This is a genomic window from Leifsonia sp. NPDC058230, assembly GCF_042882245.1.
Lineage (GTDB): Bacteria > Actinomycetota > Actinomycetes > Actinomycetales > Microbacteriaceae > Leifsonia.
Genome location: NZ_JBHVWM010000004.1, coordinates 82,271 through 103,516, shown reverse-complemented (window position 1 = coordinate 103,516; position 21,246 = coordinate 82,271). Strand labels below are relative to the sequence as shown.

Annotated in this window: 19 protein-coding genes; 10 read left to right on the top strand and 9 right to left on the bottom strand. The window is 68.7% G+C overall.

Going from position 1 to position 21,246, the window contains the following annotated elements; translation table 11 throughout:
* Window positions 1–5: 5 nt before the first annotated feature.
* Window positions 6–1,103, top strand: coding sequence for a VIT1/CCC1 transporter family protein (locus ACFVV0_RS13490; protein ID WP_387063841.1), 1,098 nt, complete (start codon window positions 6–8; stop codon window positions 1,101–1,103).
* 42 nt (window positions 1,104–1,145) lie between these two features.
* Here ACFVV0_RS13490 and ACFVV0_RS13485 read toward each other — a convergent pair whose 3' ends face one another.
* Window positions 1,146–1,688, bottom strand: a complete 543-nt coding sequence (locus ACFVV0_RS13485) for a DUF1707 domain-containing protein (RefSeq protein WP_387063839.1) — start codon at window positions 1,686–1,688, stop codon at window positions 1,146–1,148.
* 129 nt (window positions 1,689–1,817) lie between these two features.
* On the opposite strand from ACFVV0_RS13485, the gene ACFVV0_RS13480 reads away from it, so the two are divergent.
* From ACFVV0_RS13480 to ACFVV0_RS13455, 6 genes are all read left to right on the top strand, one after another.
* A complete protein-coding gene (locus ACFVV0_RS13480) occupies window positions 1,818–2,108 on the top strand; it encodes a DUF6504 family protein (protein ID WP_387063838.1) in 291 nt (96 codons plus the stop codon).
* Window positions 2,109–2,182: 74 nt separating this feature from the next.
* Complete coding sequence (locus ACFVV0_RS13475) at window positions 2,183–3,022, top strand: DUF3097 domain-containing protein (RefSeq protein WP_387063835.1); 840 nt, start codon at window positions 2,183–2,185, stop codon at window positions 3,020–3,022.
* A gap of 178 nt (window positions 3,023–3,200) precedes the next feature.
* Window positions 3,201–3,404, top strand: coding sequence for a cold-shock protein (locus ACFVV0_RS13470; RefSeq protein ID WP_223690547.1), 204 nt, complete (start codon window positions 3,201–3,203; stop codon window positions 3,402–3,404).
* A 134-nt stretch (window positions 3,405–3,538) separates the two neighbouring features.
* Entirely contained in the window at window positions 3,539–4,294 is a 756-nt protein-coding gene (locus tag ACFVV0_RS13465; RefSeq protein WP_387063832.1) for a hypothetical protein, read from the top strand.
* On the top strand, window positions 4,295–5,845 hold the full coding sequence (locus ACFVV0_RS13460) for a DNA polymerase Y family protein (protein ID WP_387063829.1): 1,551 nt from the start codon (window positions 4,295–4,297) through the stop codon (window positions 5,843–5,845).
* 35 nt (window positions 5,846–5,880) lie between these two features.
* Entirely contained in the window at window positions 5,881–9,282 is a 3,402-nt protein-coding gene (locus ACFVV0_RS13455) for an error-prone DNA polymerase (RefSeq protein ID WP_387063826.1), read from the top strand.
* 35 nt (window positions 9,283–9,317) lie between these two features.
* Here ACFVV0_RS13455 and ACFVV0_RS13450 read toward each other — a convergent pair whose 3' ends face one another.
* From ACFVV0_RS13450 to ACFVV0_RS13440, 3 genes are all read right to left on the bottom strand, one after another.
* Window positions 9,318–10,097 carry an AMP nucleosidase gene (locus ACFVV0_RS13450; RefSeq protein ID WP_387063823.1) on the bottom strand — a complete coding sequence of 260 codons (780 nt, stop codon included), beginning with the start codon at window positions 10,095–10,097 and terminating at the stop codon, window positions 9,318–9,320.
* A gap of 28 nt (window positions 10,098–10,125) precedes the next feature.
* Window positions 10,126–10,869, bottom strand: coding sequence for a VIT1/CCC1 transporter family protein (locus tag ACFVV0_RS13445; RefSeq protein ID WP_387063821.1), 744 nt, complete (start codon window positions 10,867–10,869; stop codon window positions 10,126–10,128).
* 131 nt (window positions 10,870–11,000) lie between these two features.
* Window positions 11,001–12,803, bottom strand: coding sequence for a DEAD/DEAH box helicase (locus ACFVV0_RS13440; RefSeq protein WP_387065173.1), 1,803 nt, complete (start codon window positions 12,801–12,803; stop codon window positions 11,001–11,003).
* A 144-nt stretch (window positions 12,804–12,947) separates the two neighbouring features.
* On the opposite strand from ACFVV0_RS13440, the gene ACFVV0_RS13435 reads away from it, so the two are divergent.
* Window positions 12,948–13,739 (top strand): SGNH/GDSL hydrolase family protein, encoded by a 792-nt coding sequence (locus ACFVV0_RS13435; protein WP_387063818.1) that lies wholly within the window; start codon window positions 12,948–12,950, stop codon window positions 13,737–13,739.
* 48 nt (window positions 13,740–13,787) lie between these two features.
* Here the strand turns inward: ACFVV0_RS13435 and ACFVV0_RS13430 are convergent, their stop codons facing one another.
* Window positions 13,788–15,032: a D-alanyl-D-alanine carboxypeptidase family protein gene (locus ACFVV0_RS13430; protein ID WP_387063816.1), complete on the bottom strand. Its 1,245-nt coding sequence runs from the start codon at window positions 15,030–15,032 to the stop codon at window positions 13,788–13,790.
* Window positions 15,033–15,054: 22 nt separating this feature from the next.
* Window positions 15,055–15,876: a TrmH family RNA methyltransferase gene (locus ACFVV0_RS13425; RefSeq protein ID WP_387063813.1), complete on the bottom strand. Its 822-nt coding sequence runs from the start codon at window positions 15,874–15,876 to the stop codon at window positions 15,055–15,057.
* 155 nt (window positions 15,877–16,031) lie between these two features.
* On the opposite strand from ACFVV0_RS13425, the gene ACFVV0_RS13420 reads away from it, so the two are divergent.
* Window positions 16,032–16,877 carry a Sir2 family NAD-dependent protein deacetylase gene (locus ACFVV0_RS13420; RefSeq protein WP_387065170.1) on the top strand — a complete coding sequence of 282 codons (846 nt, stop codon included), beginning with the start codon at window positions 16,032–16,034 and terminating at the stop codon, window positions 16,875–16,877.
* A 30-nt stretch (window positions 16,878–16,907) separates the two neighbouring features.
* Window positions 16,908–17,507 (top strand): histidine phosphatase family protein, encoded by a 600-nt coding sequence (locus ACFVV0_RS13415; protein ID WP_387063810.1) that lies wholly within the window; start codon window positions 16,908–16,910, stop codon window positions 17,505–17,507.
* 165 nt (window positions 17,508–17,672) lie between these two features.
* Here the strand turns inward: ACFVV0_RS13415 and ACFVV0_RS13410 are convergent, their stop codons facing one another.
* The 3 genes from ACFVV0_RS13410 to ACFVV0_RS13400 form a co-directional block, all read right to left on the bottom strand.
* A complete protein-coding gene (locus ACFVV0_RS13410) occupies window positions 17,673–19,055 on the bottom strand; it encodes a DUF222 domain-containing protein (RefSeq protein WP_387063807.1) in 1,383 nt (460 codons plus the stop codon).
* A gap of 136 nt (window positions 19,056–19,191) precedes the next feature.
* The gene (locus ACFVV0_RS13405) at window positions 19,192–20,283 is read right to left on the bottom strand and encodes a glycosyltransferase family 4 protein (RefSeq protein WP_387063805.1); all 1,092 of its coding nucleotides are present in this window, start codon (window positions 20,281–20,283) and stop codon (window positions 19,192–19,194) included.
* Window positions 20,280–21,200, bottom strand: coding sequence for an alpha/beta fold hydrolase (locus ACFVV0_RS13400; RefSeq protein WP_387063803.1), 921 nt, complete (start codon window positions 21,198–21,200; stop codon window positions 20,280–20,282). Before ACFVV0_RS13400 ends, ACFVV0_RS13405 begins: the two co-directional genes overlap by 4 nt.
* Between the last annotated feature and the right edge of the window lie 46 nt (window positions 21,201–21,246).

The window sequence follows — 21,246 nt, the reverse complement described above, 5'->3', positions numbered from 1 at the left end:
TTTCGGTGCCCTCCACCCTCGATGCGTCCGCCCGCAGACCGAGCCCGGCCGATATCCGCCGCTGGCGGCGCTATCTCGCCGACGAACGCTCGGAAGCGGCCGTGTATCGCGACCTGGCGAGCCGGCGCAGCGGCGAAGAGCGCGAGATCCTGCTCGCGCTCGCCGATGCCGAAGGCCGTCACGAACAGCACTGGCTCGACCTGCTGGGCGACCATGTCGGACACCCGATGCGGGGCGACGTGCGCACGCGCGTGCTCGGTTTTCTGGCCCGGCGCTTCGGCTCCGTCTTCGTGCTCGCCCTCGCGCAGCGCGCCGAGGCCCGTTCGCCGTACGGCGCCGATGCGGATGCGACACCGCAGATGGCCGCAGACGAGCAGATCCACGAAGAAGTCGTGCGCGCACTGGCCGCCCGCGGACGTCAGCGGCTGTCCGGCACGTTCCGCGCTGCCGTGTTCGGCGCGAACGACGGCCTCGTCAGCAACCTCGCGCTCGTTCTCGGCATCAGCGCGAGTGGAGTCGCGAACCATGTCGTCCTGCTGACCGGTATCTCCGGGCTGCTCGCGGGCGCCCTCTCAATGGGGGCTGGGGAGTACGTGTCGGTGCGGTCGCAACGGGAGCTGCTCGAGGCATCCACCCCCAATCCCGCGACCAAGACGGTACTGCCCAACCTCGACGTGGACGCCAACGAGCTGACCCTCGTCTACCGTGCGCGCGGGATGTCGCCGGACGAGGCGCAGAACCACGCCCACGAGGTGCTGAGCGGGCTCGCCGTCGACAGCGCCGAGCCCGTCGACGGCGTCGAGGTCATCGACGAGCACGAGGCCGTCGGCAACGGGTGGAGCGCCGCCATCTCGAGCTTCTGCTTCTTCGCATCCGGCGCGCTCATTCCGGTTCTGCCCTACCTGTTCGGCTTGCAGGGCACGACGGCGGTCATCGTCGCGTCCGTTCTCGTCGGCATCGTGCTGCTCGGAACGGGCGCGATCGTCGGGCTGCTGTCGGGCGCATCCCCGCTCAAACGGGCACTCCGTCAATTGGGGATCGGGTTCGGTGCCGCCGCGGCGACCTACCTGCTCGGACTGCTCTTCGGCACGACGCTCGGCTGATCCTCTCGCCGTCAGCCGGCACCCGCTGCCTGACGACTGGAGTCAGCGCCGACCGTCGCGACCGCGGTCGCGGTCGTTTCCGTAGCCGGCGCCATAGACGATCACGCCGACGATCGGGACGAGCAGGAACCAGAGCCAGCTGTACGCCCACCCCCAGAGCATGCTCGACAGGAAGAACAGGATGAGGGCGATGAACGGCGTGATCGACACGATGATGTAACCGTTGCGGCTGACAGTCCTGCCCGGCTGAGAACTCTGCGGTCGGGAGTCGGGCTGCGATCCGTATGCGGGCGGTGCGTACGACTGAGGCGCGTACGGTTCGGTCGGTGGCGCGTATGCCGCGCCGGCCGTCGGCGTGGTGCCCGTCACGGGAGTATCGAAGTCGACGAAGCCGGGCAGGTCGGCGAACAGGGGCGCGAGATCGCCGCGCGTCACCGCGACCCGTGCCGACTGCATCCGGGTCTGCAGCTCCGAGTCGGTCAGCCGGCCGTCACCGGCGTGGGACTGCAGTGCCGCGACGGCACGGTCGCGTTCCGCGTTGCTGAGGCGCAGCGTCGCGCCGGAGGGGTCGGAGAAGTCCGTCATGCGCACAGTATGGCAGCCGGTCGAAGTGGGCGGAACAGGCTCGTCGGGTCGCACGCCGGGGGTGCGCCGACGACGCAATGGTCTTACACTCATTAATCGAACGTATGTTCGAACGATGAGGTGGTGAAGATGGCGGAGATCGATGAGACCGTCACGGTGTGGACGACCGACGAGGGCATCCCGACCCGGCTGGTGTGGCGCGCACGGCGCTACCGGGTGACGGACACTCCGACCGTCTGGGCCGACGTGTGCGCCTGGTGGCGGCCGTTCGGAGAGAAGCACTACGGGATCGGCAGCCTGCCGCGCGAGATCGGCGGCTGGCGGTTCCAGGGAACGGACGACGCCGGCGAAGCCCACGTTTTCGATGTGCGCCACGACGACACCCATCGCCGTTGGCAGCTGGTGAGGGTCTTCGACTGAGTTCCAGGGCGGCGTGCCTCCGCAGCGTGGCGTGCCTCCGCGGCGGGCCGCACTGCGCGAACTACTCTCTCCGGGTGAGCTATGACCGCTATGGACCCGATGTGCTGTCGCCCGGCTGGAAGGACGCCGGACGCAAACCCGTCCCCGAGGTCCCCGCCGTGCGCGATCTCGTCGTCGAGGAGGCCGCGACCGGATTCTGTGGGGCGATTACCAGGATCGAGGTCCGCTCCGTCGAACTGGAGGACTATTTCGGCAAGAAGCGCGTGTTCCCGCTCGGCGGCGGCTTTCTGATCGACGGTGAGCCCGTGACACTCGTGGTGCCGCAGAAGGCGGCCGAGGGCGGGAGGGCGCGCACCGCATCCGGATCGTTCGCCGTCGCCGATCAGAAGGCGCGTGTCGCCCGCGCCAGCCGCATCTTCGTCGAGGGACGGCACGACGCCGAGCTCGTCGAGCGCGTCTGGGGCGACGACCTGCGCGTGGAAGGCGTGGTCGTCGAGTACCTCGAGGGCGTCGACGATCTGGACGCGATCGTGCGCGACTTCGCGCCGGACCGGCGCAGGCGCGTGGGCGTTCTCGTCGACCACCTCGTGCCCGGTTCCAAGGAGAGCCGGATCGCGGAGAAGGTCGCGTCGGGACCCTACGGCGACCATGTGCTCGTCGTCGGGCATCCGTTCATCGACATCTGGCAGGCTGTCAGACCGGAGCGTGTCGGCCTGGCCGCATGGCCGAGTGTTCCGCGCTCCATCGAGTGGAAGCACGGCATCTGCGAGGCGCTCGGGATGCCCCACGACACGCAGGCGGACGTGGCCAGAGCCTGGAAGCGGATCCTGGGCACCGTGCGCAGTTTCGCCGACCTGGAGCCCGCGCTCCTCGGCCGTGTCGAGCAGCTGATCGACTTCGTCACAGAGCCGTGAACCGCCTTCGGGTGTGTTTTTGGGCCTCTTGCCGGTAGGCTGGACGCACGCCGCGTGTTTTGCATGTGTTGGAGCGGTACGTCCCGGACCCGGAGCGTTGCCACCTGTTCAGGAGCAGGCTTACAACACGCGGCGAGGCTCCGACGTTCGGGGTCGACAATTCGCTCCTGGAGGAGACATGGCAACAGGTACGGTCAAATGGTTCAACGCTGAAAAAGGCTTCGGCTTCATCGCCCCCGACGACGGCGGCGCTGACGTTTTCGCCCACTACTCGGCGATCACCACGGGCGGCTACCGCTCGCTGGAAGAGAACCAGAAGGTCGAGTTCGAGGTAACCCAGGGCCCCAAGGGCCTGCAGGCGGAGAACATCCGCCCGCTCTGATCTGAGCTCTGAGAGGGGCCGGACCGCGTTTCGCGGCCCGGCCCCTTTTTTGCGCCCGCTTCCAGAGCGGCCGTAGAGTGTTCGTGCCCGAAAATACATTTGCACTCTTCGAACATATGTTCGAAACTTGAAGAGTGTTCTCGACAGCTGCCGCTCTGGCCTCCCCGGAGGCTCCGACCTCCCCGGAGCCGGCCTCACCCGTGCCCGACCGGGCGCAGGTGCACGAGCTGCAGTCGCGCATCCGGCAGATGCAGGCGACCAAGCTGGAGAGCAGGCGACTGGAGACGCACCCTGCACTCGCCTCGCTGCTGCCGGGCGGTTCCCTGAAGGCTGGAGCCGCATACTCGGTGCGCGGATCGACGACGTTGGTCATGGCGCTGCTGGCCGGGCCGTCAGCCGCAGGCGCCTGGTGCGGCGTGCTCGGGATGCCCGACTTCGGCGCAGAGGCGGCCGGCCGGTTCGGCATCGACCTGGACCGGCTGGTGCTCGTTCCCCATCCGGGCGAGCAGTGGCTCACGGTGACGGCAGCGATCGTCGATGTGCTGAGCGTGGTGGTGGTCGCACCCGGCTCGAGGGCGCGCGATGGGGATGTCGCCCGGCTCACCGCCCGGCTGCGGCAGCGCGAGGCGACCTTGATCGTGATCGGTGACTGGCCGCAGGTGGAGGCGACGCTCACCGTTTCGCGCAGCGGCTGGGACGGCCTCGGCGACGGCACCGGCTACCTGGCATCCCGGCGGGTCACCGTCGAGTCCTCAGCCCGCGGCGGCTCCGGCGCGCCCCGGCGTGCCGACCTCTGGCTGCCCGATCCGGGCGAGACCTTCCGCGCTGCCCCTGCGGCGCACGGTGCCGACAGCGACGAACGGCCGATACGCCTGGAGGCGGTGGTCTGAGTGCCCGCCGTCACCCGAGCGATCGTGCTGTGGTGTCCGGACTGGCCGGTGACGGCCACGGTCCAGGCATTCGAGCTTTCCGCCGACGCACCCGTCGCCCTCGTCGACCGCAACCTGGTGTTCGCCTGCTCGGCGCCGGCGCGGGCCGAAGGGGTCAAGCGCGGGTTGCGCATCCGGGAGGCCCAGGCCCGGTGCACCGCATTGCAGGTGTTCCCCTACGACCCGGGGCTGGATGCGCGCGCGTTCGAGCCCGTGCTCGCCGCCGTCGAGGAGATCACCCCCGGCGTGCAGCTGGTGCGTCCTGGCACCTGCGTGCTGCGGGCACGAGGACCGGCCCGGTACTACGGCAGCGAGGAGCGGGCCGCAGCCGAGCTGCTGCGCTGCCTGGAGGGGCTCGGCATCCCGGATGCGCGCATCGGCATCGCCGACGGACCGTTCGCCGCCGAGCAGGCAGCGCGCAGCACGGGCGGCGACCGGATGCGCGTGATCCCGCCCGGCGACTCCCCCGCCTTCCTGGCGCCGCTGCCGGTGGCGATGCTCGGCCGCCAGGAGCTGACTCCGCTGTTCCGTCGGCTCGGCATCCACCGGCTCGGCGACCTGGCTGCGCTCGACCGCACGGATGTGCGCGAACGGTTCGGCGAGCTCGGCGCGCACTGCCACACGCTGGCGAGCGGTCTCGACGGCGCCGCGGTCGTTCCGCGCACCCCGCCCAAGCAGCTCGACCGGGTGATCGAGTTCGAGCCGCCGCTCGACCGCGTCGACCAGGTGACGTTCGCCTTCCGCGCCACAGCAGAGACGTTCATCGCCGGCCTCACCAAGGCCGGGCTGGTCTGCACCTCGCTGCGCATCGAGGTGACCGATGAGCGGGGGCGGACGAGCGAGCGCACCTGGCTGCATCCCCGCCTGTTCTCGGCCGCCGACGTGGTGGACAGGGTGCGCTGGCAGTTGCAGGGCGGTGGCGCGATCGACAGCGGGCTCGGCTCCCCGATCATGCGTGTGCTGGTCGCCCCCGAGGCCGTCGACGACATCGGCCACCACGAAGACGGGCTGTGGGGCGGCGGCGCAGACGAGCGCATCCACCACGGGTTGTCCCGGGTGCAGAGCATGCTCGGGCACGACGCCGTGGTCACGGCGACCATTGGCGGCGGGCGTGCGCTGGCCGAGCGGCAGGTGCTCGTTCCGTGGGGCGATCGAGCGGTGGGGGTCGCCCGCGCCGAGCAGCCGTGGCCGGGCAGCCTGCCGGCCCCGGCGCCGGCGACGGTGTTCGAGGCGCCACGGGCGGTGGCCGTGCTCGCCGAGGGCGGGGATCCGGTGGCGGTGGATGAGCGGGGCTCGGTCACCGCGCCCATCGCCCGGTTCTCCCCCACCGGCACGACCCGCGATGCCCGCGACGTGACCGCCTGGGCGGGGCCGTGGCCGGTGCGCGAGCGCTGGTGGGACACATCCCTCGCCCGCACCGTGCAGCGTTTTCAAGTGGTCGACGCCGACGGCACCGCCTGGCTGCTCGTGCTCGACGACACCGAGTGGCGTGCGGAGGCCCGCTATGACTGACTCCCGCCCTGCGGTGGGCGCAGGGGGTGACAGCGATGGGCTTCAATAATCCGCCCATCCCGTGGGCCGAGTTCGAACGACGGCTCTCCGGCACCCGGCGCACGAGCGAGCCGGTGGATGAGCGGCCGTCGTCGCGCAAGCGTGCCGCGTACATCCCTCCCCCGCTGCCGCCCGCGGAGCCCGAGGACGACCCCGGCCACGTTCCGTACGCCGAACTGCACGCGCACTCGAACTTCAGCTTCCTCGACGGCGCCAGCTCCCCGGAGGAGCTTCTCGAGGAGGCGACGAGGCTGCGGCTGCACGCCCTCGCCGTCACCGATCACGACGGCTTCTACGGTGTCGTGCACCTCGCCGAGGCGGCTGAGGCGTTCGACCGGGTGAAGACGGTGTTCGGAGCCGAGCTGTCGCTGCAGCTCAGCAAGCCCCAGAACGGCGAGGCCGACCCCGAGGGCAGCCACCTCGTCGTCCTCGCCCGGCAGCAGGAGGGGTACCACCGGCTGGCTGCGGCCATCACGGCCGGCCAGCTCGCCGGCGACGAGAAGGGCCGCCCGGTCTACGACCTCGAGAGTCTCGCCGAGCGCGCTGACGGCGCCTGGACCATCCTCACCGGCTGCCGCAAAGGCGACGTGCGCCTGGCGCTGGCGAACGACGGCGAGACAGCGGCCGAGCGCGAGGTGAAGCGCCTGGCCGACCTGTTCGGGCGGGAGAGCGTCCTCGTCGAGCTCATCGACCATGGCAACCCGCGCGACACCACCGACAACGACGCTCTCGCCCGTATCGCCGGCCGCCTCGGGATGCCGGTGGTCGCCACGAACAACGTGCACTACGCATCCCCCGCCCAATACCCTCTGGCCTCCGCCCTCTCCGCCGTGCGCGCCCGCCGAAGTCTCGACGAGATGGACGGCTGGCTCCCCGCCTCCGATGCCGCCCACCTGCGCAGCGGCCGCGAGATGGCCGCCCGGTTCGCCCGCTACCCCGGCGCCGTCGAGCGCACGGTCGACGTCGCCGACGACCTCTCCTTCCGGCTGCGCAGCGCGCGACCCAACCTGCCGAAGCAGGAGGTTCCCGACGGTCACACCCCGATGAGCTGGCTGCGGGAGCTGACGTGGCGGGGCGCAGCGGAACGCTACCCCGACCTCGACCGCAACAAGGCGAAGCGGGAACGGATCGAGCGCGAACTCGAGGTGATCGAGGCGAAGGACTTTCCGGGGTACTTCCTGATCGTGTACGACATCGTGAGCTACGCCAAGAGCGTCGGCATCCTCTGCCAGGGCCGCGGTTCGGCGGCGAACTCGGCGGTCTGCTACCTGCTCGGGATCACCGCGGTCGACTCGATCAAGTACAACCTGCCCTTCGAACGGTTCCTCTCGAGCATGCGCGAGGAGGAGCCGGACATCGACGTCGACTTCGACTCCGACCGGCGCGAGGAGGTCATCCAGTACGTCTACCGCAAGTACGGCCGCCTCAACGCCGCCCAGGTGGCGAACGTCATCAGCTACCGGCCGAAGAACGCGGTGCGCGACATGGCGAAGGCACTCGGCTACAGCCCGGGCCAGCAAGACGGCTGGTCGAAGCAGATCGACTCGTGGGGGTCGATCCAGACCACAGCCGACCACGACATCCCGGATGCGGTGGTCGGCCTCGCGCAGCAGGTGCTGAAGTTCCCGAGGCACCTCGGTATCCACTCCGGCGGAATGGTGCTCACCGACCGGCCCGTCGGCGAAGTGTGCCCGATCGAGCACGCCCGCATGGAGAACCGCACCGTGCTCCAGTGGGACAAGGACGACTGCGCGTGGATGGGCCTGGTCAAGTTCGACCTGCTCGGCCTCGGGATGCTCAGCGCCCTCGACTACTCGATGAAGTCCATCGCGTCCGCGCTCGGCGAGGAGTGGACGCTCGACAGCATCCCGAAGGAGGAGCAGGGCGTGTACGACATGCTCTGCCGTGCCGACTCGATCGGGGTGTTCCAGGTGGAGAGCCGCGCGCAGATCGGCACACTGCCGCGCCTGCAACCGCGCGCGTTCTACGACCTCGTGATCGAGATCGCGCTCATCCGGCCCGGACCGATCCAGGGCGGGGCCGTGCACCCGTACATCCGTCGCAAGCTCGGGCACGAGAAGGTGACCTACCTGCATCCGGCACTGGAACCCGTGCTGGAGCGCACGATGGGTGTTCCGCTGTTCCAGGAGCAGCTCATGCAGATGGCGGTGGCGGTCGGCGACTGCACCGCAGAAGACGCCGACCTGCTGCGCCGGGCGATGGGATCCAAGCGCGGACAGGAGAAGATCAGCACGCTGAAGGCCAAACTCTACGAGGGCATGGCGCACAACGGCATCACCGGAGACGACGCCGACGCGATCTACGCCAAGATCGAGGCTTTCGCCAACTTCGGTTTCGCCGAGAGCCACGCGATCAGCTTCGCCCTGCTCGTCTACGTGAGCTCGTGGATGAAACTGCACTACCCCGGCGCCTTTCTCGCCGCCCTGCTCCGCGCCCAGCCGATGGGCTTCTACTCGCCGCGCACCCTGACCGCGGATGCGCGGCGGCACGGCGTGATCGTGCACCGTCCGGACATCCTGCGCTCCGACGTGTTCCCGGTGCTCGAACCGCTCGACGAGGCGCACGCGGGGCCGACCGGGATGGATCCGTGCCTCGTGACCGAGCAGCCGCCGATCGGGCCATGGCGTCGCGAGCTGCCGGTCGACGACGAGAGCCACCGCCGCGACGCCGGCCACGCTGTGCGCCTCGGGCTCGCGGGGGTCACCTCGATCGGCGAGAAGTTGGCCGAGAAGATCGTGGCCGAACGGACGCGCGGCGGCGCGTACACGAGTCTCGGCGACCTCGCCCGCCGCGTCGGCCTGAACGTCACCCAGCTGGAGGCGCTCGCCGCGGCCGGCGCCTTCGAGACCTTCGATCTGAGCCGCCGGCAGGCGATCTGGGAGGCCGGCAACGCGGCCCAGGAGAAGCCCGAGTACCTGATCGGCACCAGCATCTCTGTGCAACCGCCGCTGCTGCCCATCCTGACCCCCGCCGAGCAGTTGGCGAGCGATCTGTGGGCCACCGGCATCTCCACCGACGACCACCCCATCAGCTTTCTGCGCCCGCAACTCCACGCGCGCGGCGTCTACCGGGCCGACCAGCTCGCCGCCGCGGAATCGGGGCGGCGGATCGAGGTGGGCGGCGTGGTGACTCACCGGCAGCGTCCGGCCACCGCCGCGGGGGTGACCTTCCTCAATCTGGAGGACGAGACCGGCCTGGTGAACGTGGTGTGCCCGGTCGGGGTCTGGAACCGCTACCGGAGGGTCGCGCGGGAGGCACCGGCCATGGTCATCCGGGGCATGCTCGAACGCAGTGAGGAAGGCGTCGTCAACGTCATCGCCGATCGGCTGGAGACCCTGACGGTCGGCGTGCGCACGACCTCGCGTGACTTCCACTAGCCGCGCTGTTCACGGCGCAAACTACACAGCGACCCTCACGCATCCTCGAACCGCAGGTGCCGCACGCTTCGGCCGTTGCGTCGCACCAGCTTCAGCGCCTCCACCCCGATCTGGATGTGCCTGTCGACGAACTGGGCCGTCACGCCGAGATCGCTCTCGGCCGTCTTCACCCCCTCCGGGATCATCGGCTGATCAGAGACCAGCAGCAGCGCACCGCTCGGGATGCGGTTGGCGAAGCCGGCGGCGAAGATGGTCGCGGTCTCCATATCCACGGCCATGCAGCGCGTGCGCTTCAGATAAGCCTTGAACGTGTCGTCATGCTCCCAGACCCGGCGATTGGTCGTGTAGACCGTGCCGGTCCAGTAGTCATGGCCGAGATCCCGGATGGTCGTGGAGACACCGCGCTGCAGCTGGAACGCCGGCAGCGCGGGAACCTCGGGCGGCAGGTAGTCGTTCGACGTCCCCTCCCCCCGGATGGCCGCGATCGGCAGCAGCAGATCGCCGAGCTTGTTCTTCTTCTTCACCCCGCCGCACTTGCCGAGGAAGAGCGCAGCCTTCGGTGACACCGCGCTCAGCAGGTCCATGATCGTCGCGGCGTTGGCGCTGCCCATTCCGAAGTTGATCATCGTGATGCCGTCGGCCGTCGCGTTCGGCATCGCCCGATCGGCGCCCCGGATCTCGACGCCGTTCTCGGCGGCGAACCGGGCGACGTAGTCGCTGAAATTGGTCAGCAGCACGTGTTCGCCGAAGCCGTCGAGTGGCGTTCCGGTGTAGCGCGGCAGCCAGTTGGCCACGATCTCCTGCTTGTCCTTCATGTCATCCCGTCTTTCACTCTGCGCCCGCTCACACCACGCCGGTCGTACCGAGCATGGCACCGATGGCGAAGGTCGCCACGAGCGCGAGAGCGCCGCCGACCACGACCCGGATCGTCGCACGCCACCGTGAGCTTCCGCCGATGAAGGCGGCGACGTATCCGGTCACCGCCAAAGCCACCAGCACGACCACGAACGTCACAGGCACTCTGACCCCGTCGGGCAGCAGGAGCATCGGGATGAGCGGCAGGATGCCGCCGATCGTGAACGCCACCGCAGACGCGAGCGCAGCGTGCCACGGGCTGACCACATCGTTCTGGTCGATCCCGAGCTCGGCCGAGAGGTGGGCGCGGAGCACATCGTGCTCCGTGAGCTCGATCGCGACCTGGCGTGCCGTTTCGGGCTTCAGCCCTTGCGCCTCATAGAGTCCGGCGAGCTCTCGGAGCTCCTCCTCCGGCGTCTCCTCGAGCTCGCGGCGTTCCTTCGCGATCAGGGCGTGCTCGCTGTCGCGCTGGCTGCTCACCGACACATACTCACCGAGCGCCATCGAGATCGCGCCACCGACCAGGGCGGCCAGCCCCGCGGTCAGGATCGGGGCGATGGCGACGGTGGCCCCCGCGACGCCGACGGCGACGGCGGCGACGGAGACGATCCCGTCGTTCGCGCCGAGCACGCCCGCTCGCAACCAGTTCAGCCGCTGGGCGAGTCCCTCGCGATGCGGCTCATCCGGATGCTGGGACGGCTCCGGCACTCCGTTGCGTGAAGACTCGGACATGGATCAAGCAGAACACGTCCGGGCTCCCCACGCCAGTAACGCCGCACGTCGGTAACGCCGCACGCCAGCACGCGGCCCGCACCCGTCCGCTTCGTCCCCTGCCGTCGCGGCCGATACGCTTCTGAAGGTCCTCAGGCCCGGCCGAGCCGCTTGCGGAGGAAGTCGATACGCGACTGCAGCTGGGTGACGGAGGCTTGCGCGACCGCGGGACCCCCGCACACCCGACGTAGCTCGGCATGCACGAGCCCGTGCGCCTCTCCGGTGTTCTTGGCGTACAGGCCGACCAGGCTGTTCAGGAGCGACCGCTGCTCCTTGAGGTTGCGGTAGAGCGGCGCCGGCGGATGTCCGTCGGCCGAAGCCGGACGCGATGAGGTGCGCCGCGCTTGCCGCTGCTGGCGCTGCGTCAGCAGTTCGTGCACCTGATCCGGCTCCAGGATGCCCGGGAGACCGATGAAGTCGTGCTCCTCGTCGCTGCCGGGTACGGCGTAGCTTCCGAACTCCTTGCCGTCGTAGAGCACTCGGTCGAAGTTCGCCTCCGACCCGATCGCCTCGAACGAGAACTCGTCGGTGAGTGCATCCGACCCCCGCTCCTGCCGGTTCGCTTCGGCCATCATCGCGTCTTCGGGGTTGAAGAAGTCGCCTTCCGCGTTCTCGTCCGTCGTCTTGTCGAGCGCGTGATCCCGCTCGAGTTCGAGCGCGTTGGCGAGCGCCATCAGCGCGGGCACGTTGGGGAGGAAGACGGATGCGGTCTCGCCCCGGCGGCGCGCCCGCACGAAACGACCGATCGCCTGGGCGAAGAACAGGGGCGTGGATGCGCTGGTCGCGTACACGCCGACGGCCAGGCGCGGAACATCCACACCCTCCGACACCATGCGCACGGCGACCATCCAGCGCGAGGTCCCCTTCGAGAACTCGTCGATGCGGTCGCTGGCCTCCTTCTCATCGGAGAGCACGACGGTCACGGGCTCCCCCGTGATCTGCTGCAGCAGGTCGGCGTATGCGCGCGCGGCGTAGTGGTCGGTGGCGATGACGAGGCCTCCGGCGTCCGGGATGGAATTGCGCACCTCGGTCAGGCGCCTGTTAGCCGCGCTCAGCACCGCGGGGATCCACTCGCCCCTCGGATCGAGCGCCGTGCGCCACGCCTGCGCCGTGATGTCTTTCGTATTGCCCTCGCCGAGACGGGCTTCCATCTCGTCGCCCGTTTTCGTGCGCCACCGCATGTGCCCCGCGTAGACGAGGAAGATCACCGGGCGCACCACGCCGTCTTCGAGTGCCCGGCCGTAGCCGTAGTTGTAGTCCGTGAGCGAGGTGCGGATGCCGCTCTTGTCTGGCAGGTACGTCACGAACGGGATGGGCGAGGTGTCGGAGCGGAACGGCGTTCCCGTCAGGGAGAGCCGCCGGGTGGCGCGTTCGAAGGCCTCGCGGATGCCGTCGCCCCAGCTGAGCGCATCGCCGCCGTGGTGCACCTCGTCGAGGATGACCAGCGTTCGGTAGTCCTCCGTGATGTCCTTGTGCAGGCTCGGACGCATCGCGACCTGCGCATACGTGACCGCCACGCCCTTGTAGTGCCGCGCGTAGCGGTGATCCGAGTTCTTGAACTCCGGATCGAGGTGCAGTCCCACGCGTTCCGCCGCCTCGGCCCACTGACGTTTGAGGTGCTCCGTCGGAGCGACCACCGTCACCCGTTCGACCGTGCGAGAACGAAGGAGCTCGGTGGCGAGGCGGAGTGCGAACGTCGTCTTTCCGGCGCCCGGCGTCGCGGCCGCGAGGAAGTCGCGTGGCTCGTTCTGGAAGTAGACGTCGAGTGCCTCGGCCTGCCACGCCCGCAGCTTGTTCGCCGTTCCCCACGCGGCCCGCTCCGGGAACGACGGGGAGAGGTGCTCCGCTGCGAAGGTTCCCGCGTGCGCTCCCGGTCTCTCCGCGCTGCCGCCCAGCGCATCCAGAGTCTCCTGGCCGGAATTCGGGGGCGAGGTCGGGGTTTCCACTTGAATCGAATTTACCCGCTGCGACCGACACTCGCCGACCCCACGACGACGCCCGGGCGTGCCGCGCCGCCGCACGCCGTGCAGAATGGAGGAATGGCCGAAGCACAGCATCCCTGGTCCCGCTACGTCGCCCTGGGCGACTCGTTCACCGAGGGGATCGGCGATCCCGAGCCGCGCAGCCCCGGCGGACACCGCGGATGGGCCGACCGTGTCGCCGACGTGCTCAGTCAGCAGACCGAGGACTTCGCGTACGCCAACCTCGCAGTGCGGGGAAAGCTGATCAAGCAGATCGTCGACGAGCAGGTCGAGCCGGCCATCGCACTCCACCCCGATCTCATCACGATCTCCGCCGGCGGCAATGATGTCATCCGTCCCGGCACCGATCCCGACCAGATCGCCGCTCTCTTCGACCAGGCTGTCGGGAGACTCAGCGTCGAGGGCGCCACCGTCGTCGTCTTCACCGGCGTCGACGTCGGCTTCTCACCGGTCTTCCGCGGCATCCGGGGCAAGGTGGCGATCTACAACGAGAACGTGCGCGCCGTGGCCGCCAAGTACGACTGCATCGTCGCGGACCAGTGGTCGTTGTCCCAGATCCAGGACACCCGGATGTGGGCGCCCGATCGCCTGCACCTCGCCCCGCTCGGGCACCACACCGTCGCCCGGATGGTGCTGGCCGCCCTCAACGTCGAGAACGACCTCCAGCCCCTCGAGCCGGAGCCTCTGCCGCCGCGCACCTGGCGTCAGGCGCGCTCGGAAGACCTCAACTGGGCGCGCGAGTACCTCGTGCCGTGGGTGGTGCGCCGCATTCGCCACCAGTCGTCCGGTGACCACGTGCTGCCGAAGCGGCCGGAAGCGATCCCCTTCTCGCTCCCCATCGACGAGTAGGCAGGCGCACGGGTCCGACCTCGATCGCCGTCAGGCTCCGGATCGCCGTCAGGCTCCCATGCCGCCCGGGTGCGCAAGCCGCCACCAGAGTCCGGGGTCCGGAAGCGCCTTGTCGAGTACGAGCTGGGCTGTCTGGGTCTTTCCGTTGAGCGTGAAAGTCACCTGCCCGACGATTTCGCCCTTCGTGCCCGACTGCAGCGGACGCGTCTCGACCGCGACCTGGATGGGCGAATCCGACCACGCGAGGAACATCTTCGTCGACGTCGCGATGAGCGCCGACTTCGCACCCCACGGCGTCGAGTACGTGCCGAACGACTGACCGGCCTTGGATGCGTCCACCTCGTGGAACCCGCTCCGCATGCTGGTCAGCAGGCTCTTCACCGCAGCCCACAGATCGGCGTGGGTAGGCGCGCCGAGCACGACCCCGATCACGCGCACTTTGCTCTGCCCGACCGTCACCTGAGCCGAGAACAGCAGGCAGTTGCCTGCCTCGTCCGTGTTGCCGGTCTTGATGCCGTCGATGCCGTCGACACCGATGAGCGTGTTCGTGTTGTCCTGCGTGCCCGCTCCGGGGAGGGTGACGCTCTTCTGCGACACGATCGTGGAGAGCACCGGGTCGGCGAGGGCGCGCTTGCCGATGCCGATGAGGTCCTTCGCCGTGCTGACGCTGCCCGCCGTGAGACCGTCGGGGCTGTCCAGGTGCGTTCCCGTGAAATCGTTCGAAGTGAGCCACGCGTTCGCGGCCTGCACGAAGGCGCCCGTCGACCCGTATGCCCAGGTGGCGAGCGAGATGGCGTAATTGTTGGCGGACGGCAGCAGCATCGCCTCGAGCGCCTGCTTCTCCGTCATCGATGTTCCCGCGACGACCGGGGCCCACGATCCGCCGGCAGCGATGACCTGCTTCCAGATGCTTACGTCCTTCTGCGTGAAGGAGATGCTCGGCCCGTCGTCCCCCGCCTTCAGAGGCTTCTTGTCGAGGACGACCAGCGCTGTGATGGTCTTCGTCACGCTGGCGATCGGCATCTTCGCGTCCGAGCCGTGGTACTGCGTGGCCCCCGGATAGTCGGGTGCCGTGATACCGCTGGCGCCGAACCCGGGCCAGGTCAGTGCAGCCGTCGGCTGAGCGATGGTCGACTCATGCTGCGCCACAGCCGCGGTCGCCGGCATCGGCGCGAAGAGTGCGCCGGAGATGTACATCGCAGCGACGAGGAAGATGGCGAGAAAGCCGAAGACGACGAAGCGGCGACGGCGGTACACCTGTTGTCGTGAGGCGCGGCGGGGCTGGTCTAGCACCTGGGAATTCTACTGGGATCCACTATTCGGAACGCTGAGAACGCGCCCGCAACGCCCAGAGCGCCACCGCGCTCGCCGAGGCGACATTGAGCGAGTCGACTCCGTGCAGCATCGGGATCGTGACCACCCTGTCCGCGGCCCCCAGCGCGTGGCGGCTGAGTCCGTCCCCCTCCGACCCGAGCACCAGTGCGACTCGGGGCGGTGGGTCGGCCACGTAGTCGTCGAGTGCGACCGCGTCATCGGCCAATGCGAGGGCCGCGATCTCGAACCCCGCCTCGTGCAGGATCGGTGCCGCCTCGTCCCATTCCGGGATGCGCGTCCACGGCACCTGAAGCACGGTCCCCATGCTCACCCGCACGCTCCGCCGGTAGAGCGGGTCCGCGCAGCGCGGACTGATCAGTACCGCATCCGCACCCAGACCCGCCACCGATCGGAAGATAGCGCCGACGTTCGTGTGATCGACGATGTCCTCCAGCACCACGACGAGTCGCGCATCCCGGAGCAGGTCGGCTGGATCGGGCAACGTCGGGCGGTGCATGGCCGCGAGGGCGCCACGATGCAGATGGTAGCCCGTGAGCTCTTCGAGCACCGCGCTCTCCCCCACGTAGACCGGGACATCGGGGAAGTCGGTCAGCAGCGGCTCCACGTCGGGCAGCCATTGTTCCTGCAGGAGCACCGACCGCGGCTGGTGGCCGGCCGCCAATGCGCGTGTGATCACCTTCGTCGACTCCGCGATGTACAGGCCGCCCGCCGGCTCGCTCACCCGGCGCAGCGCCACATCCGTGAGTCGCGAATAGTCGGCGAGGCCGTCGGCGCTCAGATCGGTGATGCGGGTGATGCGCACGAGGCTTTCCGTCTCTCTGTGGTGGGGCTGGGGGTGGAACAGTTGGTGATGCTGGTGTGATGCTGGTGGTGAACTCCCAGATTGCCAGTAGCCGGAAACAATTCGGAAAACTGCGGTGTTTACACTCAGAGTTGTCTGTTGATCTGGAGGTGCCGATGGTTGCGATCACGACGGAGCTCTCGCCTGAGCTCGCGCGCGGCATCGACGAGGTGACGGACCTCCTGGCCGGCCGCAGGTTCGCCGTGCTGACCGGCGCCGGTGTGAGCACCGATTCCGGCATCCCCGACTACCGCGGGGAGGGCGCACCCACGCGCACCCCGATGACCTTCCAGCAGTTCCTTTCCGCCGAGTCGTTCAGCAAACGGTATTGGGCAGGCAGCCACCTCGGCTACCGTCGTTTCGCCGCCGCCGCACCGAACGCCGGGCATTTCGCCCTCGCAGAGCTGGAGCGGGCCGGTGCCGCCAACGGTGTCATCACCCAGAACGTCGACGGCCTCCACAAGCAGGCCGGGTCGCGCAAGGTCGTCGATCTGCACGGCGCCATGGATCGTGTGCTGTGCCTCACCTGCGGCCAGGTCTTCGCCCGCGAGAGCGTGTCCGCGCGGATCGAGGAGGCCAACCCGTGGCTGAGCACCGAGGGCGCCGTCGAGATCGCACCCGACGGTGACGCCATCGTCACCGACATCGAGTCCTTCGTCGTTCCGAGCTGCACCGTCTGCGGTGGGCGGCTCAAGCCCGACGTCGTCTTCTTCGGCGAGTTCATCCCGGCAGAGAAGTACCGCGAGGCGAGCGCTCTCGTACGGTCGTCGGATGCGTTGCTCATCGCCGGCTCGTCCCTGGTCGTCAACTCGGGCATCCGTCTGCTCGAGGAGGCACGGCGTCGTCGTCTGCCGATCGTCATCGTGAACCGAGGGGTCACCAAGGGCGACTCGCGTGCGACCGTTAAGCTGGATGCCGGGACCACGGAAACCCTCGTCGAACTCGCCAGGCGGCTCGGCTGAGCACCGCGCGTCCCTGACGAAAGGACGCGCGTGACCAGAATCTCCCTCGTTCGCCACGGTCAGACCGACTGGAACCTCACCAAGCGCATCCAAGGCTCCAGCGACATACCACTCAACCAGACCGGACGCGAGCAGGCTGAAGCGACCGGTCTCGCCATGTCGGGCGGCAGCTACGACGCCATCTACGCCAGCCCGCTCAGCCGTGCGACCGAGACCGCCGCGATCATCGCCGGACACGTCGGTCTGGATGCGCCCCTCCCCGTTCCCGCCGTCGCCGAACGCCGCTACGGCGAGGCAGAGGGGATGACCGGCGCGGAGATCCTCGCCCGCTGGCCGGAGGGCACGCCCGTACCCGGGCGCGAGACCCGCGAGTCCGTGGTGGAACGTGCCCTGCCTGCTCTTGTCGGCCTGGCCGAGAAGCACCCCGACGAGTCGATCATCGTCGTGAGCCACGGCGGCGTCATCAGTTCGCTCGTGCGGCACGTCACCGCGCACGCCCTGCCCGGACCCGGTGAGGTCATCCCGAACGGTTCCGTACACGAGTTCGTCTACGACAACGGCGAACTCACCCTCGACCGCTTCAACGTCAACACTGAAGATCGGGACCTGTTCACCGCCTCCGTGCTCTGAACCCGGACCATCGCCGTGCCTAAGATCGTGCGGCTGATGTAGAGCGTTGCGTTCCACGGTCCTGTGCCGCGTGTCCCGGAGCCGTGTCACTGCTCCGCGAACCCCGAGACGCGCAGCCGTGCCACCGATCGAGCGTAGACGTCGGTCACAACTTCCTCCTCGGGTTCACGCGGCTTTGGCCAGGCTTATGCGTCCGCCGGGTCGTGGTTGTTGGTGGGGGTCGATGTGGGGTGGTGGGGTGAAGTAGGGGATGTTGTTGTGGACGTGGATATCCCAGTTGTCGTGGTGGATGCGGTGGTGGTGGCGGCTGCAGAGCAGGATCCCGTTGGCCAGGTCTGTCGGCCCTGCATCTGCGTCCCACCAGCGGATGTGGTGCGCTTCGGTATATGACGGTGGGTGCGGGCAGCCGGTCCACGCGCAACCCCCGTCGCGTTCAGCTAATGCGAGTTTTTGGGTGCGGGTGAAGAGGCGGCGGGCGCGGCCGAGGTCGAGGACTTCACTCTCAGTGCCGAGGATGATGGGGATGAGGTGGGCGTCGGCGGCCATCCGCCGGATCGTGCCGGCGCTGACCGGGCTACGGATGCCGTCGATCTCACCGGCACCGACCCCGGACTGCAGGGAGCTGAGGGGGATGCGGACGATCACCGTGACCGGCGGCTTGCTGTTCACTCCGGTTGCGGTGCAGGTGGCGAGGTGTCGGAACATGTCGACGGCGGTGTCGGAGCGGATCTGCGCCATACTCCGAGACTCCGGCATCTCATCACCATCCGTGTCGGTGGCGGTGTTGATGTCGTGGAATCGGACGTTCCGGAGTTCGTGTCCGACCAACGTGTCGATGGCGGTGAGCACATACCCGGCGGATTCCGGGTCCAGATACCAGTCGAGGTGGGTCATCCCATCACTCGTGGTGCTGATCGTCAACGATCGGCGTTGTCGTTGTCGGTGCTCCCGGGGCAGGATCCCGTCTTGGTCCAGCCGGTCCCTCACCTGCCCAGCCAACGCACGGAGGTCGGTGACGGTCAGACTCGGCGCGTGCTCCACGAGAACTCGTTCACCACAGGCAAGGTCACTAACTGTGCATCCGGGTGCGGCTTTCTGGAGTTCGCGGACGATCACGGCCGCCTGCTCCACACTCACCCACCCGACAGGGGGAGTGTCGACGGGTGCGGACACCGCGGCCGCCAACACTGGGAACGTCGCCGGCAGCACCTCGCCCGCCAGACTCATCCGGGGTGCGGTGGCGTCCCCGACGAGGCAGTACTGTCGGGCGGCGGGGACCGGGATCTGCCACCGTTCCGCCAGTAACGCTGACGGCGAAGAGTGCCCGCACCGGGCCACCGGGTTCTCCTCCCCGACCAACACCGACCGGCCCACCAGTTCCCCGGCGGCCCGCAGCTTCACCGCATCCAACACCGCCTGCACATCACCGAGCACGGTCAGCAGGTCGAGGAGTTCATCCCGGTCCAGCTGGCCCGGTGTGGTGAACGGGGCCAACGCATCCCGCAACACCGCAGCTGGGTCAGCGGGGGTGTCAGGAGTGGTGGTCATGCATCAAGTCCACCACGACCTGCCGACATTCACCGTCTGATCAGCATTTTCTGTGGACAACATCCAAACCACCCCAGCTGTGGAGGAACCTCACCCACCACGCGCAGGACGCGCCGCCCAGCGCCCGGCCGAAACCCTAGTCCAGCCGCCGCCGAGACCGCGCGACTGCCGCCGTCAGCACGGTCAGCAGATGCTCCGCCGACGCGTCCCACGTGAACCGTCCCGCTTCGCTCCGTGACACCGACGACCGCGCCGCCCACTCCCCCGGCGACTCCAGCTGCCGGATGCGCGCAGCCAGCTCCTCCGCCTTCTCCGGCGCGAAGTAGAGCGCCGCCTCTCCCCCGATCTCACGAAAGATGGGGATGTCACTCACGACCACGGGCGTCCCGAGGGTCATGGACTCGACGAGCGGGATCCCGAAGCCCTCGTCCAGCGAGGCGGTGACCAGCGCGGTCGCCGAAGCCAGCGCGTCCGCGTATTCTTCATCGCTCGCACCGTTGTGGAACACCACACGAGCGGTCGGATCGACCGCTGTCAACCGCGCACGCTCGGCATCCGTCACCCGGCTCATCAGGTGGAGCTCGTACTCCGGAAGAAGCGCGGCCGCACGGACGAGCGTCTCGACGTTCTTGTACGGCATGAACGAGCCCATGTACACCAGGGTCTTCCGCAACGGCGCACTTCGGGGGGCGGACGCCGCCGGGATCACGGGGAGGTCGGCAGCGTTGGGCACGACATGCACAGGCCGTTTCGTCAACTTGTGCTCGGCGATCAGCTGCTTGGTCGTCTGGGAGACCGTGACCACGGCGTCGGAGCGGTTCAACAGCATCCGCTGCGGCCACCAGGCGAGATGGTAGAGCCGCCACAGCAACCGGATCGGCGCGGGCAGGTCACGAGGTGGCGTGCGATTGCGGTAGTAGATCAAGTCGTGAACGGTGAGCACGAGCCGATAGCGGCGACCCCAGCCGCCCATGGTCTGCATGGGCGTGAACACGACGTCGGGCCTCAGCTTGTTCACCTGCGCGGCCACCCACGGCTCGCGCGCGCTGGTCGGCGAGCTGACGAGCTCCCACGGCAGCGGCGGGAGCATATCGAGCTGCCGGTGGTCGCTGATCAGCATGGTCACCGCGTGCTGTTTCGCCAGAGCGCTGACGAGACCGGCCGTGTACCGGCTGATGCCGTCGTGCCGCCCGACTCGGGTGTAGCGGCAGTCGAACACGATCTTCACGTCGCGCTCACCGCCAGGAACTCCTCGATCGCACGAGCCGCCTCGGCCGGTGTCTCGTAGTGGATGAGGTGGCCGACGCCCGGGATCACGACGAGCCGCGCATCCGGGAACAGGGTCTGCAGACGGCGCTGTGCCGACACCGGCGTGATGTCGTCCTTCTCGGCCGCGACGAGGAGGGTCGGCTCCGGGATGAGCGGGGCGTACTCGGCCACATTGTGCGAGACGGATGCGCGGAATGCTTCGAGCACCACGCGCCGGTCGCTGAACGCGCTGAAGTAGCGGTCGTGCTGGTCGTGGATCCAGCGGCGCAGCGCCTTCCTCTTGGTCTTCGCCATGGTCATGCTCATCACGCGCACGATGAGACCGTTGCGCAGCAGCCAGTAGCCGAGCCGCTCGGGCAGCACCGAGGCGGCCCAGTAGTAGAAGATCGCGAGCCGGGTGAACACGCCGCGCGGTCCTTCCAGCGCCGGCGCCCCGATCGGGTTCACGAGGATCACGGCGGACGGTTCGAGCGGAGCCGGCGCATCCGCGGCATCCCGCGCCGCGAGTGCCGCCGACACGACGATCGAGCCGAACGAGTGACCGAGGATCACGAACCGACCCTCGATCCCGAGGCCGCGAACGAACGCCCGCAGCCACGACGCGTATCCATCGATGTCGTGGGCCACCTCGCCCAGCGGATCCGACGCGCCGAAGCCCGGAAGGTCTGGTGAGATCACGCGCACACCGTGCAGATTCGCCACTACCGGCTCGAGTCCGTGGTGGTCGCCGCGGAAGCCGTGCACGACCACGATCGTCGTGTCGGCGTGCAGGTCGCCGTAGTCCCAATAGCGGGTCACGCCGCCCAGTACGGCGAACTCGGACGTACGCACCGGGATGCGCCCGAGGGCGTCGGCGTAAGGTGAGGAAACGGTCATCGCAGACCAGTTTAGGCAGCGCGGGTGTACAGTCCCGGCAATGTGC

Bases quoted from the DNA above. Each gene is read 5' to 3' on its own strand.
- ACFVV0_RS13445 (WP_387063821.1), bottom strand. From the start codon at position 10,869: ATGTCCGAGTCTTCACGCAACGGAGTGCCGGAGCCGTCCCAGCATCCG.
- ACFVV0_RS13485 (WP_387063839.1), bottom strand. From the start codon at position 1,688: ATGACGGACTTCTCCGACCCCTCCGGCGCGACGCTGCGCCTCAGCAAC.
- ACFVV0_RS13455 (WP_387063826.1), top strand. From the start codon at position 5,881: ATGGGCTTCAATAATCCGCCCATCCCGTGGGCCGAGTTCGAACGACGG.
- ACFVV0_RS13480 (WP_387063838.1), top strand. From the start codon at position 1,818: ATGGCGGAGATCGATGAGACCGTCACGGTGTGGACGACCGACGAGGGC.
- ACFVV0_RS13435 (WP_387063818.1), top strand. From the start codon at position 12,948: ATGGCCGAAGCACAGCATCCCTGGTCCCGCTACGTCGCCCTGGGCGAC.
- ACFVV0_RS13420 (WP_387065170.1), top strand. From the start codon at position 16,032: ATGGTTGCGATCACGACGGAGCTCTCGCCTGAGCTCGCGCGCGGCATC.
- ACFVV0_RS13470 (WP_223690547.1), top strand. From the start codon at position 3,201: ATGGCAACAGGTACGGTCAAATGGTTCAACGCTGAAAAAGGCTTCGGC.
- ACFVV0_RS13400 (WP_387063803.1), bottom strand. From the start codon at position 21,200: ATGACCGTTTCCTCACCTTACGCCGACGCCCTCGGGCGCATCCCGGTG.
- ACFVV0_RS13410 (WP_387063807.1), bottom strand. From the start codon at position 19,055: ATGACCACCACTCCTGACACCCCCGCTGACCCAGCTGCGGTGTTGCGG.
- ACFVV0_RS13450 (WP_387063823.1), bottom strand. From the start codon at position 10,097: ATGAAGGACAAGCAGGAGATCGTGGCCAACTGGCTGCCGCGCTACACC.